The organism is Paenibacillus taichungensis, from assembly GCF_013359905.1.
GTDB lineage: Bacteria > Bacillota > Bacilli > Paenibacillales > Paenibacillaceae > Paenibacillus > Paenibacillus taichungensis.
In genome coordinates, this window is sequence record NZ_JABMCC010000112.1 from 204308 (window position 1) to 228160 (window position 23853).

Here is a 23853-nt window from a genome sequence, read left to right on the forward strand (position 1 = left end):
TTGCTAGTTTTTCTCCTTCCATCCTCTACTTTTCCCCTGGCGTCTTGACTGACGTGATTGCGTGCTTACTGGACGGTTGTTCATCATCCACAACGGTACCCGTAATAAGGTATCCTTCCAATCCGCAGCTCTAAATGGAGCTATAGGTGTGCTATAGGAGGTATTGAGCGAGTTTAATGTTATTAATCGGCCGATGATGGTCATCATACCCACGACTAGTCCGATGAACCCAAACCAGTTAGCAAGTATCATCATCATGAAACGCATGAGGCGTACAGCTGCCATCATATCTGGATTAGGAATAATAAAAGATGAGATAGCTGTAAAAGCGACGACGATAACCATCACATTGCTGATCAGCCCAGCCTGAACAACCGCCTGTCCAATGACAATACCTCCCACGATCCCTACGGTCTGCCCTACCGGAGCTGGAAGCCGAACCCCCGCTTCCCTTAGCATCTCAAGTGTGATTTCCATAATGATTGCCTCAACGAATGGAGGGAATGGAACTTGGCCCCTTGATTCACCAAGCGTTAACAACAGTTTCATCGGTATTATCTCAAAATGAAATGAAATGACTGATATAAAAAATCCAGGCAAAAAAATGGCGATGAAAAAGGCAAACATACGTAAAACTCTAAGAAACGACGAAATGGACCATCTGGAACTGTAATCATCAACCGTCTGAAAAAAGGACATGAAGGTAACAGGCGCTACCAACACACTGGGCGAACCATCGACCACAACGACACATCGTCCTTGCAGTATTTGAGAAGCAGCTGTATCCGGTCTTTCTGTCGTAATGATTTGGGGTAGTAAAGCAAGGGGTTGGTCTTCAATAAATTCTGCTAATTCTCCAGTGTTAATAATGGCATCCACATCTATGGATTGAATCCGTTCTTCGAGTACTTTAATCATCTCCGGTTTCGCCACATCTTCCAAATAAAGCAAGGATACTTCCGTTTGGCCTCGCTTCCCAACGATATACCGTTTGAGCTTTAACTCTTTGTCCGCGATATAACGGCGGATCATGGCTATATTTTGAGAACCGGTCTCAGTAAATCCTTGATGAGCTCCTTTCAGTGATGGCTCCTGCTGAGGATCCTCAATCGCTCGCTGCGGCAAACCTTTTGTATCTAGTGCATAGGCGATACTTCTTCCTTCGATAAACAGTACGCTATAGCCGAGGATAATGGAAAGTTTGAGATCATCCCACTTGGTATACGGCTTCATATATCCAACCGTTGTTATGAAGTCTTCGGAGGGGTTTCCGGTTTCGAGCTGAAGCGGAGCAAGAACATCATGATTAAGCGACGTTTTGTCAGTCAATGCTTCCATATAGATGATGGTAGCTTGTTCTCCAGTTTGTTTTATATATAGCTTTCGAATGATCAGATCGGGAGTATCTGTGAAAATTTCTTCAATTCTAAGGATGGATTCGTCTAAACTTTTGGTGATGCTTTCATCTTTCCTGATCATGGCAGATTGTTCATCCACTACCCTAGCCTCCCTTCTTCCAGCAACTTTTCCTTATTATGACGATTATTGGAGACGATATGCATATCACTGAAATCTACTTCAAAGTTAGTCCACAAAACTTATTTTATGTAAATAAAAATGTAACCGTTGGCTCTTTTAGTCGGGAATAATATACCTCAAGTCAAACACAAAAAAGACGCTCCTAGTACCCAATTGGATTGGTACTAGGAGCGTCTTATATTGGATCATTTCCTAACAGAAACGGATTTATTATAAAATAGACCATTCTGTCTGAAAACGCAGTATAAAGTAAGGAATAATGAAGTTAAGCCAATCTCATTTTGAAGTCCTGATAGCCGAACTCGCGAACCACTTCGCAATCGCCATCTTTTCTTTTCACTGCGATGGCTGGCAGCGGCATACCGTTAAATGTATTGGTTTTGACCATGGAGTAGATCGCCATGTCCTCAAATACCAGTCTGTCACCCGTTTTGAGCGGTTGGTCAAACGAATAATCGCCGATCACATCACCTGACAGGCAAGTTTGTCCACCCAGACGATACAGGTGGGCTTTCTCCCCTGCTTCTCCCGAACCGATAAGCGGCGGGCGATAGGGCATTTCCAGCACGTCCGGCATGTGGCATGTTGCCGAGGTATCCAGAATGGCAATGTCCATACCGTTCTTGTGGAAATCGAGCACAGAAGTCACCAGGAAGCCCGCGTTCAGCGCAACCGCTTCGCCCGGCTCCAGATATACTTCCAGGCCATATTTTTCCTGCATGCGTTTAATGCAGGCTTCCAGTCTAGGAATGTCGTAATCCTCGCGTGTGATGTGGTGTCCACCGCCGAAGTTGATCCATTCCATTTGTGGCAGCCATTGTCCAAACTTCTCTTCTACCGCATTCAGCGTAGTTTCCAGATCATCTGAATTTTGCTGGCACAAGGTATGGAAATGCAGTCCGGAGACTCCTTCCAACAGCTCAGCACGGAAATCTTCTTGCTTTGCACCGAACCTTGAACCAGGAGAACATGGATCGTAAATCTCATGCCCCTCCTGAGTCGAGCATTCAGGGTTAATACGCAGGCCTACTTTTCGACCAGCCTGAAGCGCTTTGCCCTTGAATTTCTCCAATTGGGAGAATGAATTGAAGATAATATGATCAGTAATCGAAAGGATTTCATCGATCTCATCTTCGCGATAAGCCGGGGCAAAGACGTGGTTCTCTTTACCCATCTCCTCATGACCCAGGCGGGCTTCATACAGCCCGCTTGCCGTTGCACCGCTCAGATATTCTCCAATGAGCGGATACATCGTGGTCATGGAAAATGCTTTCTGAGCCAGCACGATTTTGGCTCCTGTACGTTGCATGACACCGTTCAGGATTTTGAGATTTCTTTCGATAAGTCCTTCGTCAACAACAAAACATGGCGTCGGTAATTGCTCAAACCGCATCTTAACGAACAAGCTCCGATTCTTTGACTTCTTCTGGCAATTCGTCAACGAGTACTGGGTTGAAATCTTCAACCCATGGGAGACCCCATTTGTTCAACTCTTCCATGAATGGATCTGGGTTGAACTCTTCAACGTTGTAAACGCCTGGTTTGTTCCATTTGCCTGTCATCACCATTGCTGCACCAATCATAGCTGGAACACCTGTTGTGTAAGAGATGGCTTGGGAACCAACTTCTTTGTAGCATTCTTGGTGATCACAAATGTTGTAAACGTAGTACGTTTTGTCTTTGCCGTCTTTTTTACCTTTGAAAATGCAACCGATGTTCGTTTTGCCCACAGTACGTAGTCCAAGGGACGCCGGATCTGGCAGTACCGCCTTCAGGAATTGCAGCGGAATGATTTGTTTGCCTTCGTATTCAATAGGTTCAATCGAAGTCATGCCCACATTTTCAAGTGCTTTCAAGTGCGTAAGGTAGCTTTGACCAAATGTCATGAAGAAACGAATGCGTTTCAGACCAGGCATGTTTTTAGCCAAGGACTCCAGCTCTTCATGATAAAGCAGGTACATGTCTTTCTCGCCAACTTCTTTGAAGTCATAGACACGTTTGATTTCCATTGGTTTCGTTTCGATCCATTCACCTTTTTCCCAGTATCTTCCGTTAGCCGAAACTTCGCGGATGTTGATTTCAGGGTTGAAGTTGGTTGCGAACGGATAGCCGTGATCCCCACCGTTGCAATCCAGAATGTCAATATATTCAATCTCGTCAAAGTAATGTTTCAGGGCATAAGCAGAGAATACACCAGTAACACCTGGGTCAAATCCACTGCCAAGCAAAGCTGTAATTCCCGCTTTTTCAAAGCGCTCTTTGTAATCCCATTGCCATTTATATTCGAATTTTGCCGTATCTTCCGGCTCATAGTTCGCTGTATCCATGTAGTTCGTTTTCGTTGCAAGGCAAGCATCCATGATTGTCAGGTCTTGGTAAGGCAATGCCAGGTTCATGACGATATCCGGTTTAACTTCGTTGATCAGTGCGATCAGTTCGTCAACGTTGTCGGCATCCACTTGAGCTGTCGTAATTTTTGTTTTACCGCCGTCCAACTTCGCTTTAAGATCGTCACATTTGGATTTCGTACGACTTGCGATGCAGATTTCCTCAAATACTTCGCTGTTTTGAACGCATTTATGAACTGCTACTGAAGCTACGCCGCCGGCGCCGATGATTAGTGCTTTTCCCATTTTCCATTCTCCTAACCCAATATGAATTTTTTTTAAATTAACTTCATTATTTTTCTCATTTTCCAACTTTTCGCCCGTTCTGAACCAACAAAAAAAGCAAGGTGAAAAATGCCCCAAACGCGCATCATCACACTTGCTTGTCGATATACATCATTAAAAAGACGCAAAGTTTCCATAACTAAAAAAGTTCAAAAGAACTCCTCTAGCGGAAAGCTTCTTCATGTATATCAATATCAGATCAGAGTCTATATAGCAAATAATTCGCCTTTACCACTCTTATTGACCGTTTCACAAGTTGATGTGCAGATGCACTGGTTGTAAAGTAACCAACTTATAAAATTTGAGCTTTTAACTCAATCAATAAGGCAACATAAGTTGCCAATCGGCGTTTGACCCGGCTGTCCGTATGGCCTTAACTTCCTTAAGAGAAGTGGTCAAAAATTATCTGCTGGAAAGACCTGATTCATGTTGATATATCTGCTTTCCAAAATCACAGGTCTTACAATATCAGATACATTAAAAAAAATCAAGCGATCTCTAAAAATTTATTTATTCATCATTTTGGAACACACATTTCGCTCTTAGGCATATCTGATAATAATGGCAAATCTTTAAATAGTTACTGCCTAATGTATCCAGCTCTTTCTCAATTTTCAAACTGACATGTCAACGATAACGATGTGTAACATGGAAGTTGTATTATCCTAAAATAGATTGATTTAGGTAGAATAATCCTTTAGTTTTCTATGTCGAATATAAGTTATTACGCGAAGTTAAGAAAAAATATAAAACTCCCAAAAATATTTTCTTTCCACTTGAAATTTTATACATTTTTGATAGAGAGATATGATATATTTGGTATGTAATTTAAAATATATCCCAGAAAAGAGGATCTTATGAAAAAAGCTGTTTTGCTATTTGCTGCAATTTTCATGTTTTTGCTTTCCAGCGCTCCATCAGCATCTGCAGCTGGAGACCGCCTCATTTATGACATCATGTATAACAATTCGATTCCACTCGTATCCAACAACGTCAGGTTTTCTCTGCAATACAGCGTCTACGGCGACCTACAGCTCTGGGATAACCGCACACACACGATGTTATGGAACACCAAGACCAATGACACGAGAATAAATCATTTCAAGATTGATTATTGGAGTGGAAAACTAGTGCTCCAGGATCCCCAAAACACACCTTACTGGACGTCAGACAACAAGGCATGGTCTACTTCGTACTATGGAGCGGACAATCTGCCACCCAACCTCAGGGGTAACGTGCTCATCGTTCAAAACGACGGCAATTTGGTGCTATACAATACAGAAACACCGAGTGCAGGCTGGTATCCTGTCTGGGCTTCCAATACAGGAGGCCATTAAGGTCTATTGTACTGGAGTACAAGCTGTTAATCGAAGCTTCAATTGACTGATGCTTACCCTCATTTCTTTACGGTAATACAAATACACTCCACACAGTATAAACGTGTGCGAGTGTATTTTTTTGTAAGGTGAATGTTTAAGCTGCATTGACGCATACTCTTTCATTCGTATCTGTGTGTATCTTGCTCTCTATACTCCAATTTCTCCGATCATTTGCCACTCTATCTTTTTCAACTCATAAAAATAACCTTTTTGCTCCATTAACTCCGCATAGGAGCCTGCTTCCACTACCATTCCCTGTTCCAGCACTACAATTCGGTCCATCTCTTCCAGACCGGTAAGCCGATGACAGATCAAGAGAAGCGTATCCTCAGCTGCTTGTGCGTAGAGATGTTTCATCACACGTTCTTCTGTAACGTAATCCATTGAGGAAGTAGGTTCATCGAGAAGCCATAACCGTCCCTTACGAAGCATGGCCCGTGCCAAAGCCAGTCTCTGCTTCTCACCATCCGACAGGTTTTCCCCTTTTTCATATACTACATCGGTTAAAGCTGTATTCGGCAGCTGTACTTTTCCCAGCACATCTACCAGTTGTTCATCCGAATGTTCTTCATCATTCAACAATAGGTTATCCCGGATCGTTCCCCGGAAGAAATGACTTTGCTGCAAGACAACATTAGCCGTCTGCCAAATGCTTGCCTCATCCAGTTCCTTCAACGAAATGTCATTTAATTGAATCTCCCCAGTTGTAGGTGTACGCAGTTTAAGCAGCAGTTCAATAATCGTTGATTTGCCTGATCCGCTCGGTCCGACAATCGCCGTTTTGGAGCCGGGTAAAATATGCAGCGAAATGTCCTTTAACGCTGGTCTCCACTCCCCTTCATATTGAAACGTAACATCGGAGAGATCAAGCGAAACAGCCTGATTGGCAGATAACACTCCTTCTGGATGTGTAGACACAGACTGCCTGTCGGAGGTCCGTATGGTTTCCGTCAGACGTTTGGCTGCGTATTCGCTATCCTGCTTATACAAAGGTAATGTCGCCATTGCCGCAGCCTCTTCGAATACGGTTAGCGAGGCCATAACCAGCATTGCAAGAAACACGCCAGCCAGCGCTCCATCGATAATCAGATAAGCACCAAGTGTCAGCACGCCCCAGGAAATAAGGAACGTAACCAAAGCATGCATGGATTGCCCGCGCAGTAGGTGTCCGGCAGCCCGTTGCTGCTGGACCGTCAACGCAACAGAAGCCTTCTGCATCTGCTGCTCCCGTTGAGCCAGTTGTCCGTATACTTTCAAATCCCGGAACCCATACAATACTTCGGTGACTTCTGTGGAAAGCAGCGCCCGTTGTTCGCGAACATGTCCATGTATTTTTCGCTGCCCAAGCAAAACTATTCCCGGTACAACCAATGTCGTTGTGAGCATACCTACTACAAACAAAACCGCAATCCAGAATGAAAAAGCAGAAGTAAACAACACTGTAGCCAAAAAGACCATAACAACAATAATCGGTGGATAAGCGACGCGCAAAAAATAATGTTGCAGACTCTCCACATCCCCAACAATGCGCGCAAGCAGGTCCCCGCTTCGTTTTTTGTTCAATATACCCGGCGTCAAAGGAATGAGTCGGGCAAAAAAGGATGTACGCAAACGGCTAAGCATGGAAAATGTCGCCCGGTGTGAATACAAGCGCTCTCCGTAACGACTCGCCGCCCGAAGCAGTCCAAGCAGCTTGACCAGCGAGGTGAGTACAATTAAGGTGTAAAGCGGTGGCGCGAAGACCGTTTGCGAAATCAGATATCCGCTAGCCGAGAAGAGGGCCACTCCTGCTATCCCGGCAATAAACCCACCTAGAATAGAAAGAATGATATCCTTGCGCTCCTGAATCATGGCTTTGGACAAAATCGCTAGCTCATTCATGATAAGCCACCTTTCGTTGAACATCAATCATCTCGGCATACTGGGGTAGGCGCGCCATAAGCTCTTCATGGCGTCCCGAATCTACTAGCACACCGTCGTCCATAAACAATATACGATCAGCATGTTGAATCGTATATAACCGGTGAGCCACCGTAATCATCGTCGCGGTTTCTGCCAATGTGGCAATGGAATGTTGCAATATCTGCTCTGTGCGCAGATCCAGTCCTACCGTGGGTTCATCAAACAATATGATGGATGGGCGCTTCAAAAAAGCACGTGCCAAGGCAAGTCGCTGCTTTTCCCCACCAGACAACCCCCTTCCTCCTTCACCAACCAAGGTATCGAAGCCATGCTCCAATTGGGCAGCAAGTTCGGCAAGCCCGGCATCCTCTGCCGCCTGCTCGATTTCAGTCCTGGATACATTTCGCCCAGCACCAATCGCAATGTTCTCAGCAAATGTACCTGCAAAAATATAGGGATGCTGTGTAATGTAGCTAACCTGTTCGAACCATGAAGTCTCATCATATTTGAATAGCGGCTGTCCATTTACCAGAACCTCTCCTGATGCTGGTTTCAGCAAACCCGCAATGAGATGGAGTAACGTCGTTTTCCCTGAACCACTTTTGCCGACAATGGCAATGTATTCTCCCGGATCAAGCTGTGCTCGACCAGTCTCAAGCTCGAATGATTCGGGCGCATACCGAAATCGGAGATGGTTCAATATGATGGTCGGCGGTATGGAACTGCCATTGGAACGGTCCATTTGCAATGTCCCTATCCCGTTTCCCCTTTCCATCCAATCCATGTTATCGACCTCGTCAATTCCATCAGATATACCGGATTCTTCTTTGCCATCTACCGATATACTCTCCCCAGCCGTTTCCTCAAGCATCTGCTCTACCTTACGAACCGCTCCCATACTTGTTCGCCCGCTGTGAAAAGCCGTTCCCGTATTTTTCAACAGACTGTAAAACTCGGGAACGAGCAGCAGCACGAGAAACGCGGTATGGAACGCTATCGATTTGAATACAAGCAGCTGGATTGCAAGCTCAAGAGCCACGATACCGATGCTTAGCATTACGATCGATTCCAGCATGAACGTATTGGTAAACGCAATCCGCAAAATGCCCATCGTGGCATCGCGGTAACCGAGGCTAGCGCGTTCAATCTCCTGCTGCTGACGGTGAGCCCGTCCAAATATTTTCAACGAAACAAGCCCTTGAAGAGAATCCAGAAACGTACCGGAGAACTCGGCCAGCTGCGCATATTTCTCCTCTGATTTGTTCTTTGTTTTCAGTCCCACCAAAATCATGAACAAGGGGATAAACGGGGCCGTAAACAGCATAATAAAGCCTGAATTGACATGTTGCATAAACGTTACCACCAAAATTAGAATCGGAATGATGGCAGCCTCCATCATACGCGGCATGTACTGACTGAAATAACTGTCAGCCTCATCCACAGCATCCAGAGCAACACTGACCTTTCCGCCTGTTTGTCCACGAAGGGTTGATGGCATCGAGGCATGGGTCAAATGTTGCAGCACGGCTGCTCGCATATTCGTCTTCGCACTGGAAGCCATATGCAAACCAACTTTTCCGTTCCCATAAGACAACCCTGTACGTACGACCATGACAGCCAGGAGTATCCCGAGCAGCATGATGACCGACGAAAGGGAAGCCTTCTCCACGAAAATCCGTTGTACTGCTTCAGCAAGCAGCGCAGCCTGACTTACAATCGCTGCACCCAGCGCAAGTGAAATCACTGCAAGAAGCATGAGACGTTTTCGTTGCCCAGACATTTGTTGAGAGATCAGGCTTGTTTTCCTCTTCATGTAAGCTCTCCTCCTTTCTATGAACCTGTGAGATTACTCCCTTACATCACATATTAAATTCAATTTATTTTTTTCCCTTAACATAATCCGCATCAAACAGAAACAGTTTGAAAACCAGAATTAAGGAAGGAATCAACATGCACATGCCACCGATAAACACAACAACCAGTGCGAAGCCCATCGCTGGTGAGGTTACACTGTTTTGAATTGTAATGAACGGATCAAGGATATAAGGATATTGACCAATTCCGTAAGCGAAAAAGGCACAGAAAAATTGCAGCATGATACATATAAACGCTAATCCGTAGCGGCGTCCGTTATAGATCAGCCACATCGCAATCATGAAGAAGGCAACGGAAAGCGCAAGTAGCCACCATAAATCCATCATATTTTGAAAATGTCGCTCATTGTGCTGTCCCAAATAAATAAATGCAGTCAGTGCGATGATAATCGTCGGTGTGCTCCAGAACAGGGCATAGTTACGCACCAGCTTCAATGCAGAGTGATCCTCTGCCCGCGACGCATAGAAGGTCAGAAATGAGCTGCTAATGAACAATACGGACACAATCGCGAGTCCAACGATGCTCCATGATAACGGATTGGTAAACAGTGTCCAGTAATCCAGCGAAACCGTCGAACCCTGCTTCACGATAAAACCACCTTCAGACAGCGTTAGCGCCACTGATAGCGAAGCGGGAATAAGCAATCCCGAAGCTCCATATAGAAACAGATACACGATATTATTTTTGGAACCATAGTTCTCAAAGGCATAAAACGACCCACGAATGGCGAGCAAAATGACCGCAATACTGCCCGGTACGAGCAGAGCTGATCCGTAATAATAAGCCGTGTCCGGAAAGAATCCAACGATGCCAATATAGAAAAAGACAAAAAATACATTCGTAATCTCCCATACCGGTGATAAATAACGGGAAATCAGACGATTAATCAGGTGATCCTGTTTCGTCAAGCGTGCATAAAAGGCAAAGAAACCCGCCCCGAAATCAATGGAGGCTACAATTAAATAGCCATACAGGAACAACCAGAGCACCGAGATGCCAATCAGTTCGTAACTCATGTACGCTCACCCTTTTCTGTAGACGGATTACGCTTCTCCTTCATCCATTTCTCCATCTCGACTTCTGCCGGATTATTGTTGAACAAACGTCTTAGTACGAGAACACACATGACTCCCAGAACGATGTAGAGAAGCAGGAAGAAGAAAAAGATCATTCTGATGTTGGGTGATGAAGTGGCGGCTTCCTCAACACGCATATATCCCCGGATAATCCACGGCTGTCGCCCCAGTTCAGCATAGAACCAGCCCAGTTCAACTCCGAGAAAAGCCATGGGTGCGCCTAGTGCTATAATCCCAAGCAGCCACTTGTTCAGCTCATTGCGCTTTTTCCAGAACACAAACAGGAAGTACAGAACCGAGATAGCCAGTAGCGTAAATCCGATTCCCGCCATTAAATCAAACAGGTAGTGAACGAGCAGCGGCGGCCATTCGTCCTCCGGAAACTCCTCCAGTCCGGTTACTTCGGCATTAAAGTCACTAAAGGCCAGGAAGCTAAGCAGTTTCGGAAGGTGAAGGGCTCCTATAATTTCATGCTCCGCATTCAGCCATCCCAATAAAATCAAATCTGCGCCACTTTCTGTCTCAAAATGCCATTCTGCTGCTGCAAGTTTCTCCGGCTGATGATCGGCCAGAAATTTGGCGGACACATCTCCCGCTAATGTGTTCAGTAAGCCGAACAGCAGAACCACCGCCATCATGAGATTCAAGGCTTTTTTGTGGTAGGCGGATGCCCCTTTTCTCAGTAGCGCAAAGGCTGCAATTCCGGCTAACAGGGCAGCTCCTGTCAAATAGGCCGAGCTTAACACATGGAACACCTTGGAGAATGTCGCCGTATTCAGCATCGCCTCCACCGGGTTAACCGCAGTGAATTGACCTGCTTCCATGACAAAGCCTCCAGGCTGGTTCATGAAGCCGTTCACCGTCGTAATAAACACAGCCGACATACCTGCACCGGTGACGATGGGAATCGTCAGCAGCCAGTGGATGTATGGATTTTTGAATCGATCCCACGTATACAAATAAATGCCCAAGAAGATGGCTTCAAAAAAGAACGCAAACACTTCCATGAATAGCGGGAGTGCTATGACATTGCCTGCCAGTTTCATAAAATTTGGCCACACCAGGGCCAGTTGCAGTGAAATCGCTGTACCGGTCACCACACCAACCGCCACAGAAATGACAAACCCTCTTGACCACCTCTTCGCCATCAGTGTGTAATGGGGGTCTCTCTTGCGAATCCCCATGAACTCTGCAATTGCGATCATTAGAGGTATACCGACGCCAAGCGTCGCAAAAATAGCATGGAAGCCCAGCGTCATGCCTGTCACCAGCTTGCTCCACATCACTGTATCGATTGCCATTGTTTACTGCCTCCTTTCAAACTCTGTTCGATTTTCGTGCTGATTTGAAACTTCTAATTATTAGGTCAGTCATCCCTTGGGCTGGTTTAATATCAGGTTTAGAGAAGTCCCACGAAATAGGTTCAGAGTTTGTCTATAAAGCGGTTCCTCCATCGTTGTATGTACAAAGAGAATTTTTTCACAAAGTAAGAGACGAAGGAAGCTTTACAACACCATCATTGTGCATTGCTACACATAGTTACTGGACTGAGCATGGGTTGGCGAGCTGTGTTTTACCTGATACTAAAGGGCCAAAGTACTTAACAGGACCTAATAGTTAAAATTATTATATCTTTGTGAATTAGCAATTCAATCACTGACACGTCTTCGTCCCTAAATGTTCAAGAAAGGATCAACTCTTTCTGACAACTCGGTGAAAAGCGTAAAAAATACCCAAAGGAGCTATTGATTCTTTGGACACAACCGTGGTATTGCGATTTTCAATTCTACTATGCGTGCAAGATGTTCGGGAAAAATAAAACTAAAGAAGCCGCTCGTATAGCGAGCGACTTCTCGACTTTTTTTGTTCATAAGTGTAACAGAGCTTCGATTCTTTTGCTGTACGGTCTGCTCCAGCCATTGCTGCAAGGGAATATCTTTGGTCAACTCACCGAGCAGAATGTGACTGAATATACCTTCCTGATTGATGATTATGGTCGCTGGCAACCCGGTGATACGATACAGGCCGGAGACCTTTCCGGTCACATCAATGATAACAGGGAAATCGAATTGCTGTTTCTCCATAAATTCACGAATGGTGCCCTTCGCTTCTCCCACGTTGACAAACAGAGTCTCTACATCGTTTTGATACGTCTGAGCAATCTGATTAATCATTGGCATTTCCCTCACACAGGGCGTACACCATGAAGCCCAGAAGTTAATCATGACGACTTTGCCCCGATAATCGGAGAGCTTCACCTGTTCTCCGGCTGAATTAATCGCAGTGAATTCAGGAGCAGTTGCACCGGCTTTAATAGCACCAGTTCTTTTGGAGTCGGATGATGAAGTCCCCTGGTAAATTGCCCACACAGCGGCCAGCACAGCAGCCATTCCAATCAGGATAGTAAGCAAACGTCTCATTTTCGCACTCATTTTTTTACTGTTTATTTCCAATCGATTCACCTTCATTTTAAGCCAAGACTATGATGAAATGCAGCATGAAGCGACCCGAACTGCTCTCGAAACTCCTCAGTAGAGCCATCTCCCACATTACGTCCTTGGTTCATAAAAACAATCTGATCCGCAACATCATCTGCGATTTCAAGCTGGTGGGTGGAGAACACGACCATATGTCCCTCCTCCTTGATCTGTTTTATCAGATTTGTAAACTCTTGCATCCAGAAGGGGTCCAGTCCATTCGTCGGCTCATCCATGATCAGCAGCGGAGGCTTGGACAGCAGAGCCTGGGCAAATAACACACGCTGCCGCATACCTTTGGAAAAGGTCGTGACCCGCTTCTTTTTTTGATCGGCCAAGCCTACCATAGTCAGTACTTCCGTTACTCTCTCTTTGGACACTTTCCTAAGCGCCGCCCAGAACTGGAGCACTTCCTCTGCCGTCAGACCCTGGTTGAAATGATAATCATCCGGCATATATCCGATCTGTTCCGAATATCGCTTTCGTTCTTTGGACCAGCGCATCTTGTTTACAATGATTTCTCCGGAGGTAGGTTGAAGAATACCTGCGAGCATACGCAGAACAGTGCTTTTTCCGGCCCCATTTCCGCCACATAAGGCAAGCACATGACCGGAAGAAACGCGAAAGGATATATCTTCAACGATCTGTTGTTTTTTTACGGATTTATACAGTCCAATAATCTCTGCTTCCACGTTATCCATGGGAACGCCCCCTTTCCCAGATCCCGTAGACTACCACGATAGAACATGCAATCCACAGCAGACATATCCCTGTAAAAATCCAGCTTCCACTGGATGGTTGCACCCAATCTACCCACTGATAATATTCAGGTCCCAGTATAGAGCCCCCGCCAAGTTTGATCACAACAAACAAACGTACCAGCTCAGCCGGATTGATGAAGGTTAGAACGGTGAGTAAGGGTTTTATCCACTGATAAGGCATAAGTCCTAGCACGGAGATTAGAAGTGTAGGCCATCCGATCACAGCAAAAAACCAAACGGATACGGATATTGTTAACGCTTGCCACCGATTTTTGGATAACGAACCAATGAACAGTGCAATAATCAGAAATAGCAGCACCAGTCCACAGGAGAATACCAGAAACAATAAGTACGTCATAACATCTAAAGGGCTGCCCACCCATCCGCTAAGAAGTCCCATGAGGCCGTAACCGAATGTTACTATAGTCACTAATACAACCGACAGACCCAGATATTTTCCAACAATAAAAGACATCGTACCGATGGGATATGTGGACAACAGTTGCCAGCTGCCCTCTTCCTTTTCAGAAGTCAACGAGAACGAGCCCAGAAAGAGCGTCATCAGCGGCAACAGATAAAGAATAAGATTTAACATGGAACCTGTCGTGCCAGAGTAGCCTGTTACAAAATTCTGAGAATTAATGATTAGCAAACTCAGACTAAATATGCAGAAAAGAATCAAAAATGAATATGACCAGGGGTTGCGAAATCCCATTTTCATTTCTCGTCGAACGACTTGTAACATATCTCCCATCATGCATCACCATCTTCATTGGACATTTACTTATGGCCTGAATCTTCCGTTGATTCACTTTCCCCATGTGTTTCTTCATGTACGCCTTCACTCATTCCCTCTTCGGAATGCCCATGCTCACCCATCATATCCATCGTCTCTGTGTTTTGTTTCCAGTCGTGGTAGGCGAGATCTTCAGCGGTCATGATCGTTCCTACACCCTGCTCGGCAACAAATGCTTCGGCAGATGGTTTATCCTTGAAATTGAGGATCCCGTAAGCCATCGGTGTACGCAGTGAAGCGTCATATACATACGTGGCTTTGCTGTACTCAATCCATTCCTTGTCATTATAATCACGAACGAAATCCATCCCGATGTTATCTGTTCCGTTCTCTTCTTTCCACTGGTGCATACAACCAATGTCATCAAATTTATAATTTTTACCGTCTTTCGTGGTAAGCTGCGTGGCATAAGCATCATCTTTCACCTGCATTTTGCAAATGGCACAGATATCCACGTCTTCATTAATAGGCAATGCCTCGTATTTTTTTCCGCAAGCTGTTAATAACAGCACCCCAAAGAGAAGTACCATGACTGTTTTCAAATGTGTTTTCATTCTCATTTTCGTAATACCCCCATATTGATCATAATAAAAGTGGCCATGCCCAGCAGAATGCATCCGACGATCCAAACCCCAGTTGTCTCTTTGATCGCTTGTGAACCTTGTGTACCTGACTTCGTCGTCTGTGATTCCGCTTCCATACTCATTAATGGCGATCTGTCGCTTGTCCACTCTGCCTTACCTTCCGTAAACAAGTTGCTCATAAAGATCATGCCTGGAGATTGAAAGAAAAGCTGATAGGCTGAATTTCGGTTGACCACTTGCTCATAAAAAGGATTAATCCCATAGGACAGTTCACTGATCCCATCATTGTTCAGGTCAAGACCCTGAAAGGAATCCCAGTAGTTTTCCATCATCTCATTGTTCCGGCTGTCCATCGCTGAAGCTTCGATCACATTCGAAACAAATTGGTTTCTGGTAAACTGATTATCCTCCGCAAGCACGAGCTGAATTCCAATGAAATTCCGGAGCACCACATTGCCGCGAATTTCATTTCCTGAGGATTCAGCAATGTTCATGCCAACACGATTACCTTCCACGACATTGTTATGAACCGAGGATTGCTGTACGTCATACAACAAAATCCCTTGTGAATGCACATTTTCGTTCTGTTTGCGAAAGGAATTTCCCGATACAACCGTATTCTTGACGCCCATGACCATGGCTCCGGTACTGTTGTTCTCTCCCACATTGTCCACAACAGAGGAGCCATCGATATACATACAATGAATGCCATACCTGGTATGTAACAGCGTGTTAGCCTTCACCATAAGATTGCGACTGTTCTCCAGATAGATACCATCCCGCATGCCCGTAATTTTGTTGTCTTCGATGTGGGTACGATGGGAATTGTAGAGATCAATGCCATTCCCCTTTTGACCACTGGAAGCAGACTCCGGACCAGCCCATGAAATGGTATTGCTATGTATGAGCCCATCGACAGAACCCCGCAGCACGATTCCAAAACTTTGACTCTGAATATCCAGGCCCGTGATCTCTACACGATCTCCTTCAACCTGAATCGCTGCAGTTGGTTCGTTTGTTAAGTGTTGAACCGTGAACCCCTGCAATGTCACTCCATCTGAACGAATGGTGATCGTGGATTCAGCTTCCGTATTCAATAGCGTTACGGAGGAGTCCCCCCGAATAGATATATTCTTGTCTATACTTACGGGACCAGAATAAATACCCGGCTCAAGCACAAGCACTTCTCCAGGGCTAGAACCATCAATGATGGACTGGAGTGGAATAGCATCTTTGGTTTCAGGAGCAGCGTTTGCAGTGTCAAACGGGTAAGATAGCGGGATCGACAGTATCCCAATAAACAGCAACATGCTCAGGACAATCCGTTCGCGAAACATCATAACCTCCTTCATGAAACACACTGCTCATAGTGTACATAAAAACAAATTTTTACCATATAGCTCAAGCTGGCTATAGAGTTGGACCTTTTGTGTCCAAATTGTGAGTTCATTGTGGTGAAAAGCAAATAAAGTGACATCCACTTATACATAAAAACAGAAAGAACGCTCCGATATAGTAAAAAGAGCTTATTACAGACGATTGTGGTCTGTAATAAGCCCTTGCTCCAATGCATAACGTGTCAGTTGAACACGATTTTGAACCTGCAGTTTTTGCAAAATGTTTTTCAAATGATTCTTGACCGTATACTCTGAAATTGTATAATTCACAGCGATTTCTTTGTTGGTCCATCCTGCAGCCACGCCATACAGAATATCCTTTTCTCTTGTCGTTAGCGGAACGTCAGGTTCTTTTTTCTCCGTGAGTGAGACGTCCTTCAGGATTTGGTAAGCCACCTCGCGGCTCAATGGAGCCTCTTCTGTAACAATGGAATGAAGATATTCCAGCCACATGGACGGTTCCAGATTTTTGAGCAAGTAACCCTGAGCTCCCCGCTTCAACGCTTCCAGTAGGTGGAGTACATCATCCGAGACGGTAATCATAACAATTTTCACATAAGGAAAGGCCAGTTTGATCCGCTGTGTTGCTTCAAGACCGTTCATAATGGGCATTTGAATGTCCATGAGGATTAGATCGGGAAGCCACTGTTCTGTATAATCAACCGCTTGTTGACCGTCCGATACGACGCCAATCACTTCGAAGCCGGGATCCATGGATAAAATTTCACATATGGCTTCTCTTGCATGAGCGTGATCGTCTACCACAAGTACGCGAGTATGGCTCATAACATCTCACCATCCTTTGAAAATTCGACAACAGTAAGCTGCTGCTCCCTTCGGAATTGCATGTTAAAGTTCAGTTCATTCATCCGCTCTCTCATGATTTTCAGTCCATATCGATCCTTTCGTTCAAAGGGATTCATCTCAAATCCTTTTCCATTATCTCGAATCGTGATATTCCAGCACTTCTTGTGCCCGTTCCCCTGAATCCATCCTTGTGAAGCAGATGCATGCTTTTGAATATTAAAGAGAGCTTCCCGAATACAAGCGAGCAGTTCTACTTTCTCTTTGTCAGTAAATGCATCATCCGGGATGCTCCAATCCAGTTCGATTTGGACGGGGACATCTTTGGCAATTCTTCGAATTTGGCCAAGTAGTGTGACCGATTCGTTCATAGTGAAGGTATTGTCAACGTTAGGATCATAACGTAAATCGGCAATGGCCTGACGCACATAACGATTGACTTCATGGACCGTTTTCTTGATCGAATACACATCGTCCAGCTGTTGATCCTGCTTGGCTTGTTCCTCCAAACGCCCCACTTTCACCGATAACAAGAAAAGAGATTGGGCGATTCCATCATGAAGTTCCTTGGCCAGCTTTTCACGGGATTCAAGCGCAATTTTGGCAGCACGCTCATGCTCCAGTTCTTTTTGAATACGTTCCAGGATAAGAAACAGCCGAGTTAACAACGTTATACTCACAACATATACAATGACAGGCGTAAGCCAGTTGCCCAAATTCATTGATATATAGGGGAGTAGAAACTGATGTCGTACATATTCCCAGAGACCAACCGTTAAGGTGGGAATGAGCAAGATCATCCACTTGATTTGTTTATAAGACATATTCCCCTCCTGAACTGCAAGATAAGAATCAGTGAGGTAAACGAAGAATATAACCGAACCCCCACAGGGTGTGAATCAGATCTTCCCGATTCGGCACATGCTCGGATAGTTTGTCACGCAACCGTTTCACATGGGTATCTACGGTTCGATAATCCAGATCTTCCTCATGCTCCACTTTCCAAACAATTCTCAGCAAATCCTGCCTGGAGAATGCGATTTCCGCGTGTGTCGCCAGATGATATAGCAAATCAAATTCTTTGGGAGTCATATGAATCTCCTCGTCTTCTACTGTGACTCTTCGGGAAGTAGGATTGATTAAAATAGAGGAGATCAACACCTCGCTTGCTGAATGGTCCTTAGGCGCAGGTTTGATTAATCCGTTATAACGAGCCATCATGGTTTTGATGCGCAGCACAACTTCCCTCGGACTGAACGGTTTCATGACAAAGTCATCCGCCCCGGCTTTGAAAGCTTCAAGCCGATTTCCCTCTTCTGACTTGGCTGTCAGAAACATGACGGGTATGCTTAAGTTGGTCCGTAGATATTGGCATATTTCAATCCCCTTAATATCAGGGAGAATCCAATCCAGAATGATCATGGCATACGAGTCATGATGAAGCTTGCTTAAGGCTTGCCAGCCCAGCGAAGCCTCCTCAACGATAAATTGTTCTTTCTCCAAATACTTTCGAAGAAGTCCACGGACCCGTTTATCATCATCTACAATCAATATTCTATTTTGCTGCAGGATCCCGCTCATGTCTTACCTCCAAATCTTTGCGATATTCGGGTCGTTTGCTTAGTTTCTCTTTTTATAAAACCTCAAGCCAGTGAGTGAACTTGATGTAATCAGCATACCTTCAACGTACTCAAAAGGCATGACTCCATAGAGCCATGCCTTTAATAATCTATCTCTGAATTGTAGACAATGTATGAACGATGATGTTCAGGTTTATTTCTTTCCGGTGACGGCTGTCAATCATAATTCTCTCATGCACCAAATATCGTGTATTCGAATATGGATATCTACTAAGCCACAAATTTTTTAAACCTAGTAATAGAGCCCATTCATCAGGTTTTTCACAAAATTGATACCAATATGCATTTGACAAAGCTATATATTGATATAAAATTAAGAAATAAATCTATATATAGTGTTTGTTTTTGATCACCTTTCATTTGTCAAGGAGGATATGATAGTGCTAATTGTGTATGATTCGATAACCGGGAATGTTAAGAGGTTTATTTCCAAGCTTCAACTGCCGGCTGTTCAGATTCAGAATCAAATGACGATTGATGAACCGTACGTACTTGTGACATATACAACAGGTTTTGGACAGATACCTGATAAGGTGTCTTCTTTTTTGCAAAAAAATTCTAAATACCTGATTGGCGTGGCCGCCAGCGGTAACCGTAACTGGGGTGAGCGTTTTGCCAAAAGTGCAGATTTGATCTCTGCATCTTATAACGTCCCGGTTATCAGTAAATTTGAATTATCAGGTTCCAAGAAAGACGTGGAGTATTTTGAACAGGAGGTGAGCCGCATTGCGACATATTGAATTAAATAACATGCTGCTAAAGCGTGACTCTGATGGCTTCTTCCAGTTACATAAGGATAAAGAGGCTGTAGAGGAGTTTATGAAAGAAATCAAAAATAAAAGCATGGCGTTTGCCAACATTGATGATCAAGTCAAATTCATGATTGATCATGATTATTACGAAGATTTCTATGCTTCCTATACAGTTGACCAAGTTAGAACCGTATTTGAAATTACGCGTGGCTATGAATATAACTTTCCTTCCTATATGGCAGCGTCCAAGTTCTATACTGATTATGCATTGAGAACATATGACCGTAAAACATACCTTGAGCAATATTCGGATCGGGTAGCAGCCGTAGCTCTTCATCTGGGTCGAGGACACTTTGATACGGCTTGTTTGCTGTCTCGTTCTATGATGGAGCAGCGCCTTCAGCCCGCAACCCCTACTTTTCTAAATGCAGGAAAAAGTCGGCGCGGAGAACTGGTTTCTTGCTTCCTGCTTGAAATGGACGATTCACTGAACTCCATAAACTATGTACTAAACACTTGTATGCAGTTATCCAAAATCGGTGGTGGAGTGGCTGTCAACCTGTCGAAGTTACGTGCTCGTGGTGAAGTCATTAAAGGTGTTGAAGGTGCTGCAAAAGGCATTACTCCTGTTCTCAAGCTGATGGAAGACGGCTTCTCCTACGCCGATCAGATGGGTCAACGTAAAGGTTCTGGTGCAGCATACTATAATATTTTCGGTTGGGACGTTATGGAACTGCTGGATAGCAAAAAGATTAATGCGGATGAGAAAATCCGGCTGAAAACTCTCTCTATCGGACTTATTGTCCCTAATCGTTTCTATAAGCTGGCTCAAGATAATGAACCCCTGTACCTTTTCGCACCTTATAGTGTCTATAAGGCGTATGGAACACATTTGGATGATATGGATCTGGACGTAATGTATGATACCTTGCTGGCTGACGACAGGGTGAAGAAGAAAAAATCCCTCAGCGCAAGAGATATGCTGACCAAAATAGCAATGACTCAACTTGAATCCGGCTATCCCTACATCATTAATAAAACCAATGCCAATCAAGCACATGCCTTGAAAAACGTAGGACAAGTCAAAATGTCCAACCTCTGCACAGAGATTTTCCAACTCCAGGAAACTTCTGAAATTACAGATTATGGTCAACCGGATATTATCCGCAAAGATATCAGCTGCAACCTGGCCTCCCTCAATATTGTTAATGTTATGGAGAGTGGCAAGATCAAGGAATCCGTTCATGAGGGCATGATCGCACTGACCTCCGTCAGCGACATGACGCATGTTGCTAATGCTCCTGGTGTGGCAAAAGCCAATTCCGAAATGCATTCCGTTGGTTTGGGTGCCATGAACCTGCACGGTTACTTAGCCAAAAACAGGATTGCTTATGAAAGCTCGGAGGCCAAGGATTTTGTACGTACCTTCTTTATGACCATGAATTATCATTCTCTGGAGAAAAGTATGGAGTTTGCAGAGCAAACGGGTCAACGGTTCTATGGATTTGAGCAATCAGATTATGCGACTGGCGTATATTTTGATCGTTATGTGACTACGGATTACCGTCCCACGACATCGAAAGTACAAGAATTGTTTAACGGCATTGCTGTTCCGTCTCCCGAGGATTGGAACCAGCTTAAGTCTAAAGTGATGAAAAATGGTCTCTATCATGCCTATCGCATGGCTATTGCTCCAACAGCCAGCATCTCTTATATCCAAAACGCAACTTCCAGTGTGATGCCGATCGTAGAACAGATTGAGACTCGGACCTATGCCAATTCAACGACGTATTATCCAATGCCCTATTTGCAAAAGGATAATGTCTTCTATTACAAATCAGCGTATCAAATGGATCAATTCAAGGTGATTGATTTGATTGCGGAGATTCAGCCACATGTGGACCAAGGCATCTCAACCATTCTTCATGTAAACAGTGATGTATCCACGCGAGAATTGGCTCGTTGCTACCTGTATGCTGCTCATAAAGGGTTGAAATCTCTATATTATACAAGAACTAACAAGCTGACGATGGAAGAATGCATTGCTTGTTCAATATAAATAATTTCCCTTTAGGGTATTACGATTGGAGTTTGATATACCATGCCGGCAATTCAAGCTGTGAACTGGAATCGAGCGGATGATGATTTCACACTGATGTTCTGGAATCAGAATATTATGCAATTTTGGACCGATGATGAGATTCCTTTATCCGATGATAAAATGACCTGGGGCATGCTCAGTGATATAGAAAAAGACGCTTATATGAAAGTCTTGGGCGGCTTAACCCTTCTGGATACGATCCAGGGTGGTGTAGGTATGCCGCAGATTATGGAGCATGTCGATGGACTGCAACGCAAAGCCGTACTTAGTTTTATGGCGATGATGGAACAAATTCATGCGAAATCATACAGTAGTATTTTCACCACATTGGCATCAACCGAAGAAATTGACAGTGTATTTAAATGGGTGGAAGAAAATCCATATCTGCAAACCAAAGCGACGATTATACGTCAGTATTACATGAATATTGAAACTTCAAAAGATCTGTATATGGCAATGGCTGCATCCGTTCTTTTGGAAAGTTATTTGTTCTACAGTGGATTTTTCTATCCACTCTATTTAGCCGGACAAGGCAAACTTACATGCAGTGGTGAGATCATTGATCTGATTCTGCGGGATGAAAGTATTCACGGTGTATATGTGGGGGTGTTGGCCCAGGAAATATACGCAAGCTTTGATGAAACGCAGCGGAACGATGTGTATCAAGGTTTGGTTGATCTAGTACAGCTTCTTCATCAGAATGAATTGCAATATACGAAGGAATTATATACGCCCATTCATTTGACAGAAGAAGTGGAAACCTTCCTGCGTTATAACGCAAACAAAGCGATGATGAACCTCGGGTTTGAACCATTATTTGATGACGAGGAAGTCAACCCGATTGTATTAAATGGAATCAGTACACATACCAAACAGCATGACTTTTTCTCTAAAAAAGGCAACGGGTATATCCGTACTCTGAATGTAGAACCTCTGACGGATGATGATTTCAAGTTTGAATAAGTCATAAAGAATCATAGTAAGGCTGCTAACGTCTAGCCTATGAATATAAATCAAGAAGGCTGTTCCTCCCAGAGGAATAGCCTTCTTGATTTACTTTTCGAGCAATGAAATCAGTCTTTGCAGCAGAACAGGCTCTTCCTTGCGGAATTGCTCCAACCGAAGTCTTACCTTCGCAAACACGGCCTTGTCTTCACGAATTTCATGACGGATGTATTGATCCCTTAGCTTCATTGCCCTAGTGGCTATATCCTGATAACCATTCACAAGTTCTTCGTCGTAAGGGATTATCCCCTCATCTATCAAGTAGGTAATCCGTTCACTCATCATTTTTTTGTGCTCCCAGAGCACATGAAGATGCCTCACATCGTTACGGTCACCGAGACGAGGATCGTTGCTCTCTACTGCATCATAGTACATTTGCAAATAGTCGTAGACGTCAATTCCGAAAGCCTGTTCGTCATCAGGAATGTAATTAATGCGATTCAGATGAGTGTCTCCGTTCAGGTAATCATGCAGTTGGTCGAGTGCTACGATTCTATCGAAAGGATAAGGAGAATGCGGCTCGTATTTGTAAAAATAAGTGTGATGATCCGCGGTGAGCCCCTCTCTGAGCAGATATCTCATGGAATGGACAGCATCCAGGAACTCCGTGAACGGAATCTGTACATTGCGGTAAACTCCCGTATGGTCGAACATAGAAGCATCAAAGAAACGTTTGTCCCAATCGAAACCGTACAGAAAAAGATGATGAGGAAACGGTTCCTGCTGATAAGCCGCCGCTGGCGGTAGCTTGGCTTCGTCCAAAAACACGACGCAATAATAGCCGCTGCGAATCTGATCCGCGAAAAAATGGGGCCAGGCGTCCAGCGCCAAATGCTCCAGAATCGTATAATTCACAGAGCAAGTGAGTAGAAATGGATTATTGAAATTCAGTTCGTTGGGTTTGCCCCGAAAAAAATCGATATAAAACTGTCTGCCATCCTCCAGAAAGGTTTTCTTGCAGGACAACTGAATGAAATTGCTGTAATACCAAGGAATCGTTTCCTCATGTGCACTGGTAATCGAAAGCGTGTAAGCCCACCGCAGAAATCCTTTAAGCGGCGGATTTAACACGGGCAGCTGAACAGCATTCATT

Annotated in this window: 20 protein-coding genes; 4 read left to right on the forward strand and 16 right to left on the reverse strand. The window is 44.4% G+C overall.

All coding sequences use genetic code 11. The features are described from left to right. Window positions 1-3 precede the first annotated feature (3 nt). The 3 genes from HP548_RS16985 to HP548_RS16995 all read right to left on the reverse strand — a co-directional run bounded on the left by HP548_RS16985 (window position 4) and on the right by HP548_RS16995 (window position 4172). Window positions 4-1479, reverse strand: coding sequence for a spore germination protein (locus HP548_RS16985; protein ID WP_076289357.1), 1476 nt, complete (start codon window positions 1477-1479; stop codon window positions 4-6). A 325-nt stretch (window positions 1480-1804) separates the two neighbouring features. Further along, window positions 1805-2932, reverse strand: coding sequence for a carboxynorspermidine decarboxylase (gene nspC / locus HP548_RS16990; protein WP_076289177.1), 1128 nt, complete (start codon window positions 2930-2932; stop codon window positions 1805-1807). A gap of 1 nt (window position 2933) precedes the next feature. Next, window positions 2934-4172, reverse strand: coding sequence for a saccharopine dehydrogenase family protein (locus HP548_RS16995; protein ID WP_175382332.1), 1239 nt, complete (start codon window positions 4170-4172; stop codon window positions 2934-2936). A gap of 896 nt (window positions 4173-5068) precedes the next feature. On the opposite strand from HP548_RS16995, the gene HP548_RS17000 reads away from it, so the two are divergent. Continuing rightward, entirely contained in the window at window positions 5069-5548 is a 480-nt protein-coding gene (locus HP548_RS17000; protein WP_063562780.1) for an immunoglobulin domain-containing family protein, read from the forward strand. A 189-nt stretch (window positions 5549-5737) separates the two neighbouring features. Here the strand turns inward: HP548_RS17000 and cydC are convergent, their stop codons facing one another. The 12 genes from cydC to HP548_RS17060 form a co-directional block, all read right to left on the reverse strand. Continuing rightward, window positions 5738-7471, reverse strand: a complete 1734-nt coding sequence (gene cydC, locus HP548_RS17005) for a thiol reductant ABC exporter subunit CydC (RefSeq protein WP_175382333.1) — start codon at window positions 7469-7471, stop codon at window positions 5738-5740. Next, window positions 7464-9305, reverse strand: a complete 1842-nt coding sequence (gene cydD, locus HP548_RS17010; RefSeq protein WP_175382334.1) for a thiol reductant ABC exporter subunit CydD — start codon at window positions 9303-9305, stop codon at window positions 7464-7466. Before cydD ends, cydC begins: the two co-directional genes overlap by 8 nt. A 64-nt stretch (window positions 9306-9369) precedes the next feature. Then, a complete protein-coding gene (locus tag HP548_RS17015; protein WP_076289172.1) occupies window positions 9370-10383 on the reverse strand; it encodes a cytochrome d ubiquinol oxidase subunit II in 1014 nt (337 codons plus the stop codon). Then, window positions 10380-11744: a cytochrome ubiquinol oxidase subunit I gene (locus tag HP548_RS17020; RefSeq protein WP_175382335.1), complete on the reverse strand. Its 1365-nt coding sequence runs from the start codon at window positions 11742-11744 to the stop codon at window positions 10380-10382. The genes HP548_RS17015 and HP548_RS17020 overlap by 4 nt, the downstream gene beginning before the upstream one ends. Window positions 11745-12185: 441 nt before the next feature. After that, window positions 12186-12875: a TlpA family protein disulfide reductase gene (locus tag HP548_RS17025; protein WP_246318099.1), complete on the reverse strand. Its 690-nt coding sequence runs from the start codon at window positions 12873-12875 to the stop codon at window positions 12186-12188. A 32-nt stretch (window positions 12876-12907) separates the two neighbouring features. After that, window positions 12908-13621 carry a heme ABC exporter ATP-binding protein CcmA gene (gene ccmA, locus HP548_RS17030; protein ID WP_175382337.1) on the reverse strand — a complete coding sequence of 238 codons (714 nt, stop codon included), beginning with the start codon at window positions 13619-13621 and terminating at the stop codon, window positions 12908-12910. Beyond that, window positions 13614-14435: an ABC transporter permease gene (locus HP548_RS17035; protein ID WP_175382338.1), complete on the reverse strand. Its 822-nt coding sequence runs from the start codon at window positions 14433-14435 to the stop codon at window positions 13614-13616. Before HP548_RS17035 ends, ccmA begins: the two co-directional genes overlap by 8 nt. A gap of 26 nt (window positions 14436-14461) precedes the next feature. Continuing rightward, window positions 14462-15037, reverse strand: coding sequence for a nitrous oxide reductase accessory protein NosL (locus HP548_RS17040; RefSeq protein WP_246318100.1), 576 nt, complete (start codon window positions 15035-15037; stop codon window positions 14462-14464). Beyond that, window positions 15034-16398, reverse strand: coding sequence for a right-handed parallel beta-helix repeat-containing protein (locus HP548_RS17045; protein ID WP_246318101.1), 1365 nt, complete (start codon window positions 16396-16398; stop codon window positions 15034-15036). The genes HP548_RS17040 and HP548_RS17045 overlap by 4 nt, the downstream gene beginning before the upstream one ends. 192 nt (window positions 16399-16590) lie before the next feature. Then, entirely contained in the window at window positions 16591-17244 is a 654-nt protein-coding gene (locus HP548_RS17050) for a response regulator (RefSeq protein ID WP_076289167.1), read from the reverse strand. After that, complete coding sequence (locus HP548_RS17055; protein ID WP_163757944.1) at window positions 17241-18086, reverse strand: sensor histidine kinase; 846 nt, start codon at window positions 18084-18086, stop codon at window positions 17241-17243. Before HP548_RS17055 ends, HP548_RS17050 begins: the two co-directional genes overlap by 4 nt. 28 nt (window positions 18087-18114) lie before the next feature. Beyond that, entirely contained in the window at window positions 18115-18843 is a 729-nt protein-coding gene (locus HP548_RS17060) for a response regulator transcription factor (RefSeq protein ID WP_175382339.1), read from the reverse strand. Between the two features lie 439 nt (window positions 18844-19282). Between HP548_RS17060 and nrdI the strand changes: the two genes are divergently transcribed. Genes nrdI through nrdF form a run of 3 tightly spaced genes read left to right on the forward strand, consistent with a single transcriptional unit; the run spans window position 19283 to window position 22718 of the window. Continuing rightward, window positions 19283-19642: a class Ib ribonucleoside-diphosphate reductase assembly flavoprotein NrdI gene (gene nrdI, locus HP548_RS17065; protein ID WP_076289163.1), complete on the forward strand. Its 360-nt coding sequence runs from the start codon at window positions 19283-19285 to the stop codon at window positions 19640-19642. Next, window positions 19629-21713 (forward strand): class 1b ribonucleoside-diphosphate reductase subunit alpha, encoded by a 2085-nt coding sequence (nrdE, locus tag HP548_RS17070; protein WP_175382340.1) that lies wholly within the window; start codon window positions 19629-19631, stop codon window positions 21711-21713. Before nrdI ends, nrdE begins: the two co-directional genes overlap by 14 nt. 42 nt (window positions 21714-21755) lie before the next feature. After that, window positions 21756-22718, forward strand: a complete 963-nt coding sequence (nrdF, locus tag HP548_RS17075) for a class 1b ribonucleoside-diphosphate reductase subunit beta (protein ID WP_090807055.1) — start codon at window positions 21756-21758, stop codon at window positions 22716-22718. Between the two features lie 90 nt (window positions 22719-22808). Here the strand turns inward: nrdF and HP548_RS17080 are convergent, their stop codons facing one another. Continuing rightward, window positions 22809-23852, reverse strand: coding sequence for a hypothetical protein (locus HP548_RS17080; RefSeq protein ID WP_099856234.1), 1044 nt, complete (start codon window positions 23850-23852; stop codon window positions 22809-22811). Between the last annotated feature and the right edge of the window lies 1 nt (window position 23853).

Excerpts from the sequence above, each read along its gene's own strand:
- HP548_RS16985 (WP_076289357.1), bottom strand. The coding sequence starts at position 1,479 with ATGATCAGGAAAGATGAAAGCATCACCAAAAGTTTAGACGAATCCATC.
- nspC (WP_076289177.1), bottom strand. The coding sequence starts at position 2,932 with ATGCGGTTTGAGCAATTACCGACGCCATGTTTTGTTGTTGACGAAGGA.
- HP548_RS16995 (WP_175382332.1), bottom strand. The coding sequence starts at position 4,172 with ATGGGAAAAGCACTAATCATCGGCGCCGGCGGCGTAGCTTCAGTAGCA.
- HP548_RS17000 (WP_063562780.1), top strand. The coding sequence starts at position 5,069 with ATGAAAAAAGCTGTTTTGCTATTTGCTGCAATTTTCATGTTTTTGCTT.
- cydC (WP_175382333.1), bottom strand. The coding sequence starts at position 7,471 with ATGAATGAGCTAGCGATTTTGTCCAAAGCCATGATTCAGGAGCGCAAG.
- cydD (WP_175382334.1), bottom strand. The coding sequence starts at position 9,305 with ATGAAGAGGAAAACAAGCCTGATCTCTCAACAAATGTCTGGGCAACGA.
- HP548_RS17015 (WP_076289172.1), bottom strand. The coding sequence starts at position 10,383 with ATGAGTTACGAACTGATTGGCATCTCGGTGCTCTGGTTGTTCCTGTAT.
- HP548_RS17020 (WP_175382335.1), bottom strand. The coding sequence starts at position 11,744 with ATGGCAATCGATACAGTGATGTGGAGCAAGCTGGTGACAGGCATGACG.
- HP548_RS17025 (WP_246318099.1), bottom strand. The coding sequence starts at position 12,875 with ATGAGTGCGAAAATGAGACGTTTGCTTACTATCCTGATTGGAATGGCT.
- ccmA (WP_175382337.1), bottom strand. The coding sequence starts at position 13,621 with ATGGATAACGTGGAAGCAGAGATTATTGGACTGTATAAATCCGTAAAA.
- HP548_RS17035 (WP_175382338.1), bottom strand. The coding sequence starts at position 14,435 with ATGGGAGATATGTTACAAGTCGTTCGACGAGAAATGAAAATGGGATTT.
- HP548_RS17040 (WP_246318100.1), bottom strand. The coding sequence starts at position 15,037 with ATGAGAATGAAAACACATTTGAAAACAGTCATGGTACTTCTCTTTGGG.
- HP548_RS17045 (WP_246318101.1), bottom strand. The coding sequence starts at position 16,398 with ATGTTTCGCGAACGGATTGTCCTGAGCATGTTGCTGTTTATTGGGATA.
- HP548_RS17050 (WP_076289167.1), bottom strand. The coding sequence starts at position 17,244 with ATGAGCCATACTCGCGTACTTGTGGTAGACGATCACGCTCATGCAAGA.
- HP548_RS17055 (WP_163757944.1), bottom strand. The coding sequence starts at position 18,086 with ATGTCTTATAAACAAATCAAGTGGATGATCTTGCTCATTCCCACCTTA.
- HP548_RS17060 (WP_175382339.1), bottom strand. The coding sequence starts at position 18,843 with ATGAGCGGGATCCTGCAGCAAAATAGAATATTGATTGTAGATGATGAT.
- nrdF (WP_090807055.1), top strand. The coding sequence starts at position 21,756 with ATGCCGGCAATTCAAGCTGTGAACTGGAATCGAGCGGATGATGATTTC.
- HP548_RS17080 (WP_099856234.1), bottom strand. The coding sequence starts at position 23,852 with ATGAATGCTGTTCAGCTGCCCGTGTTAAATCCGCCGCTTAAAGGATTT.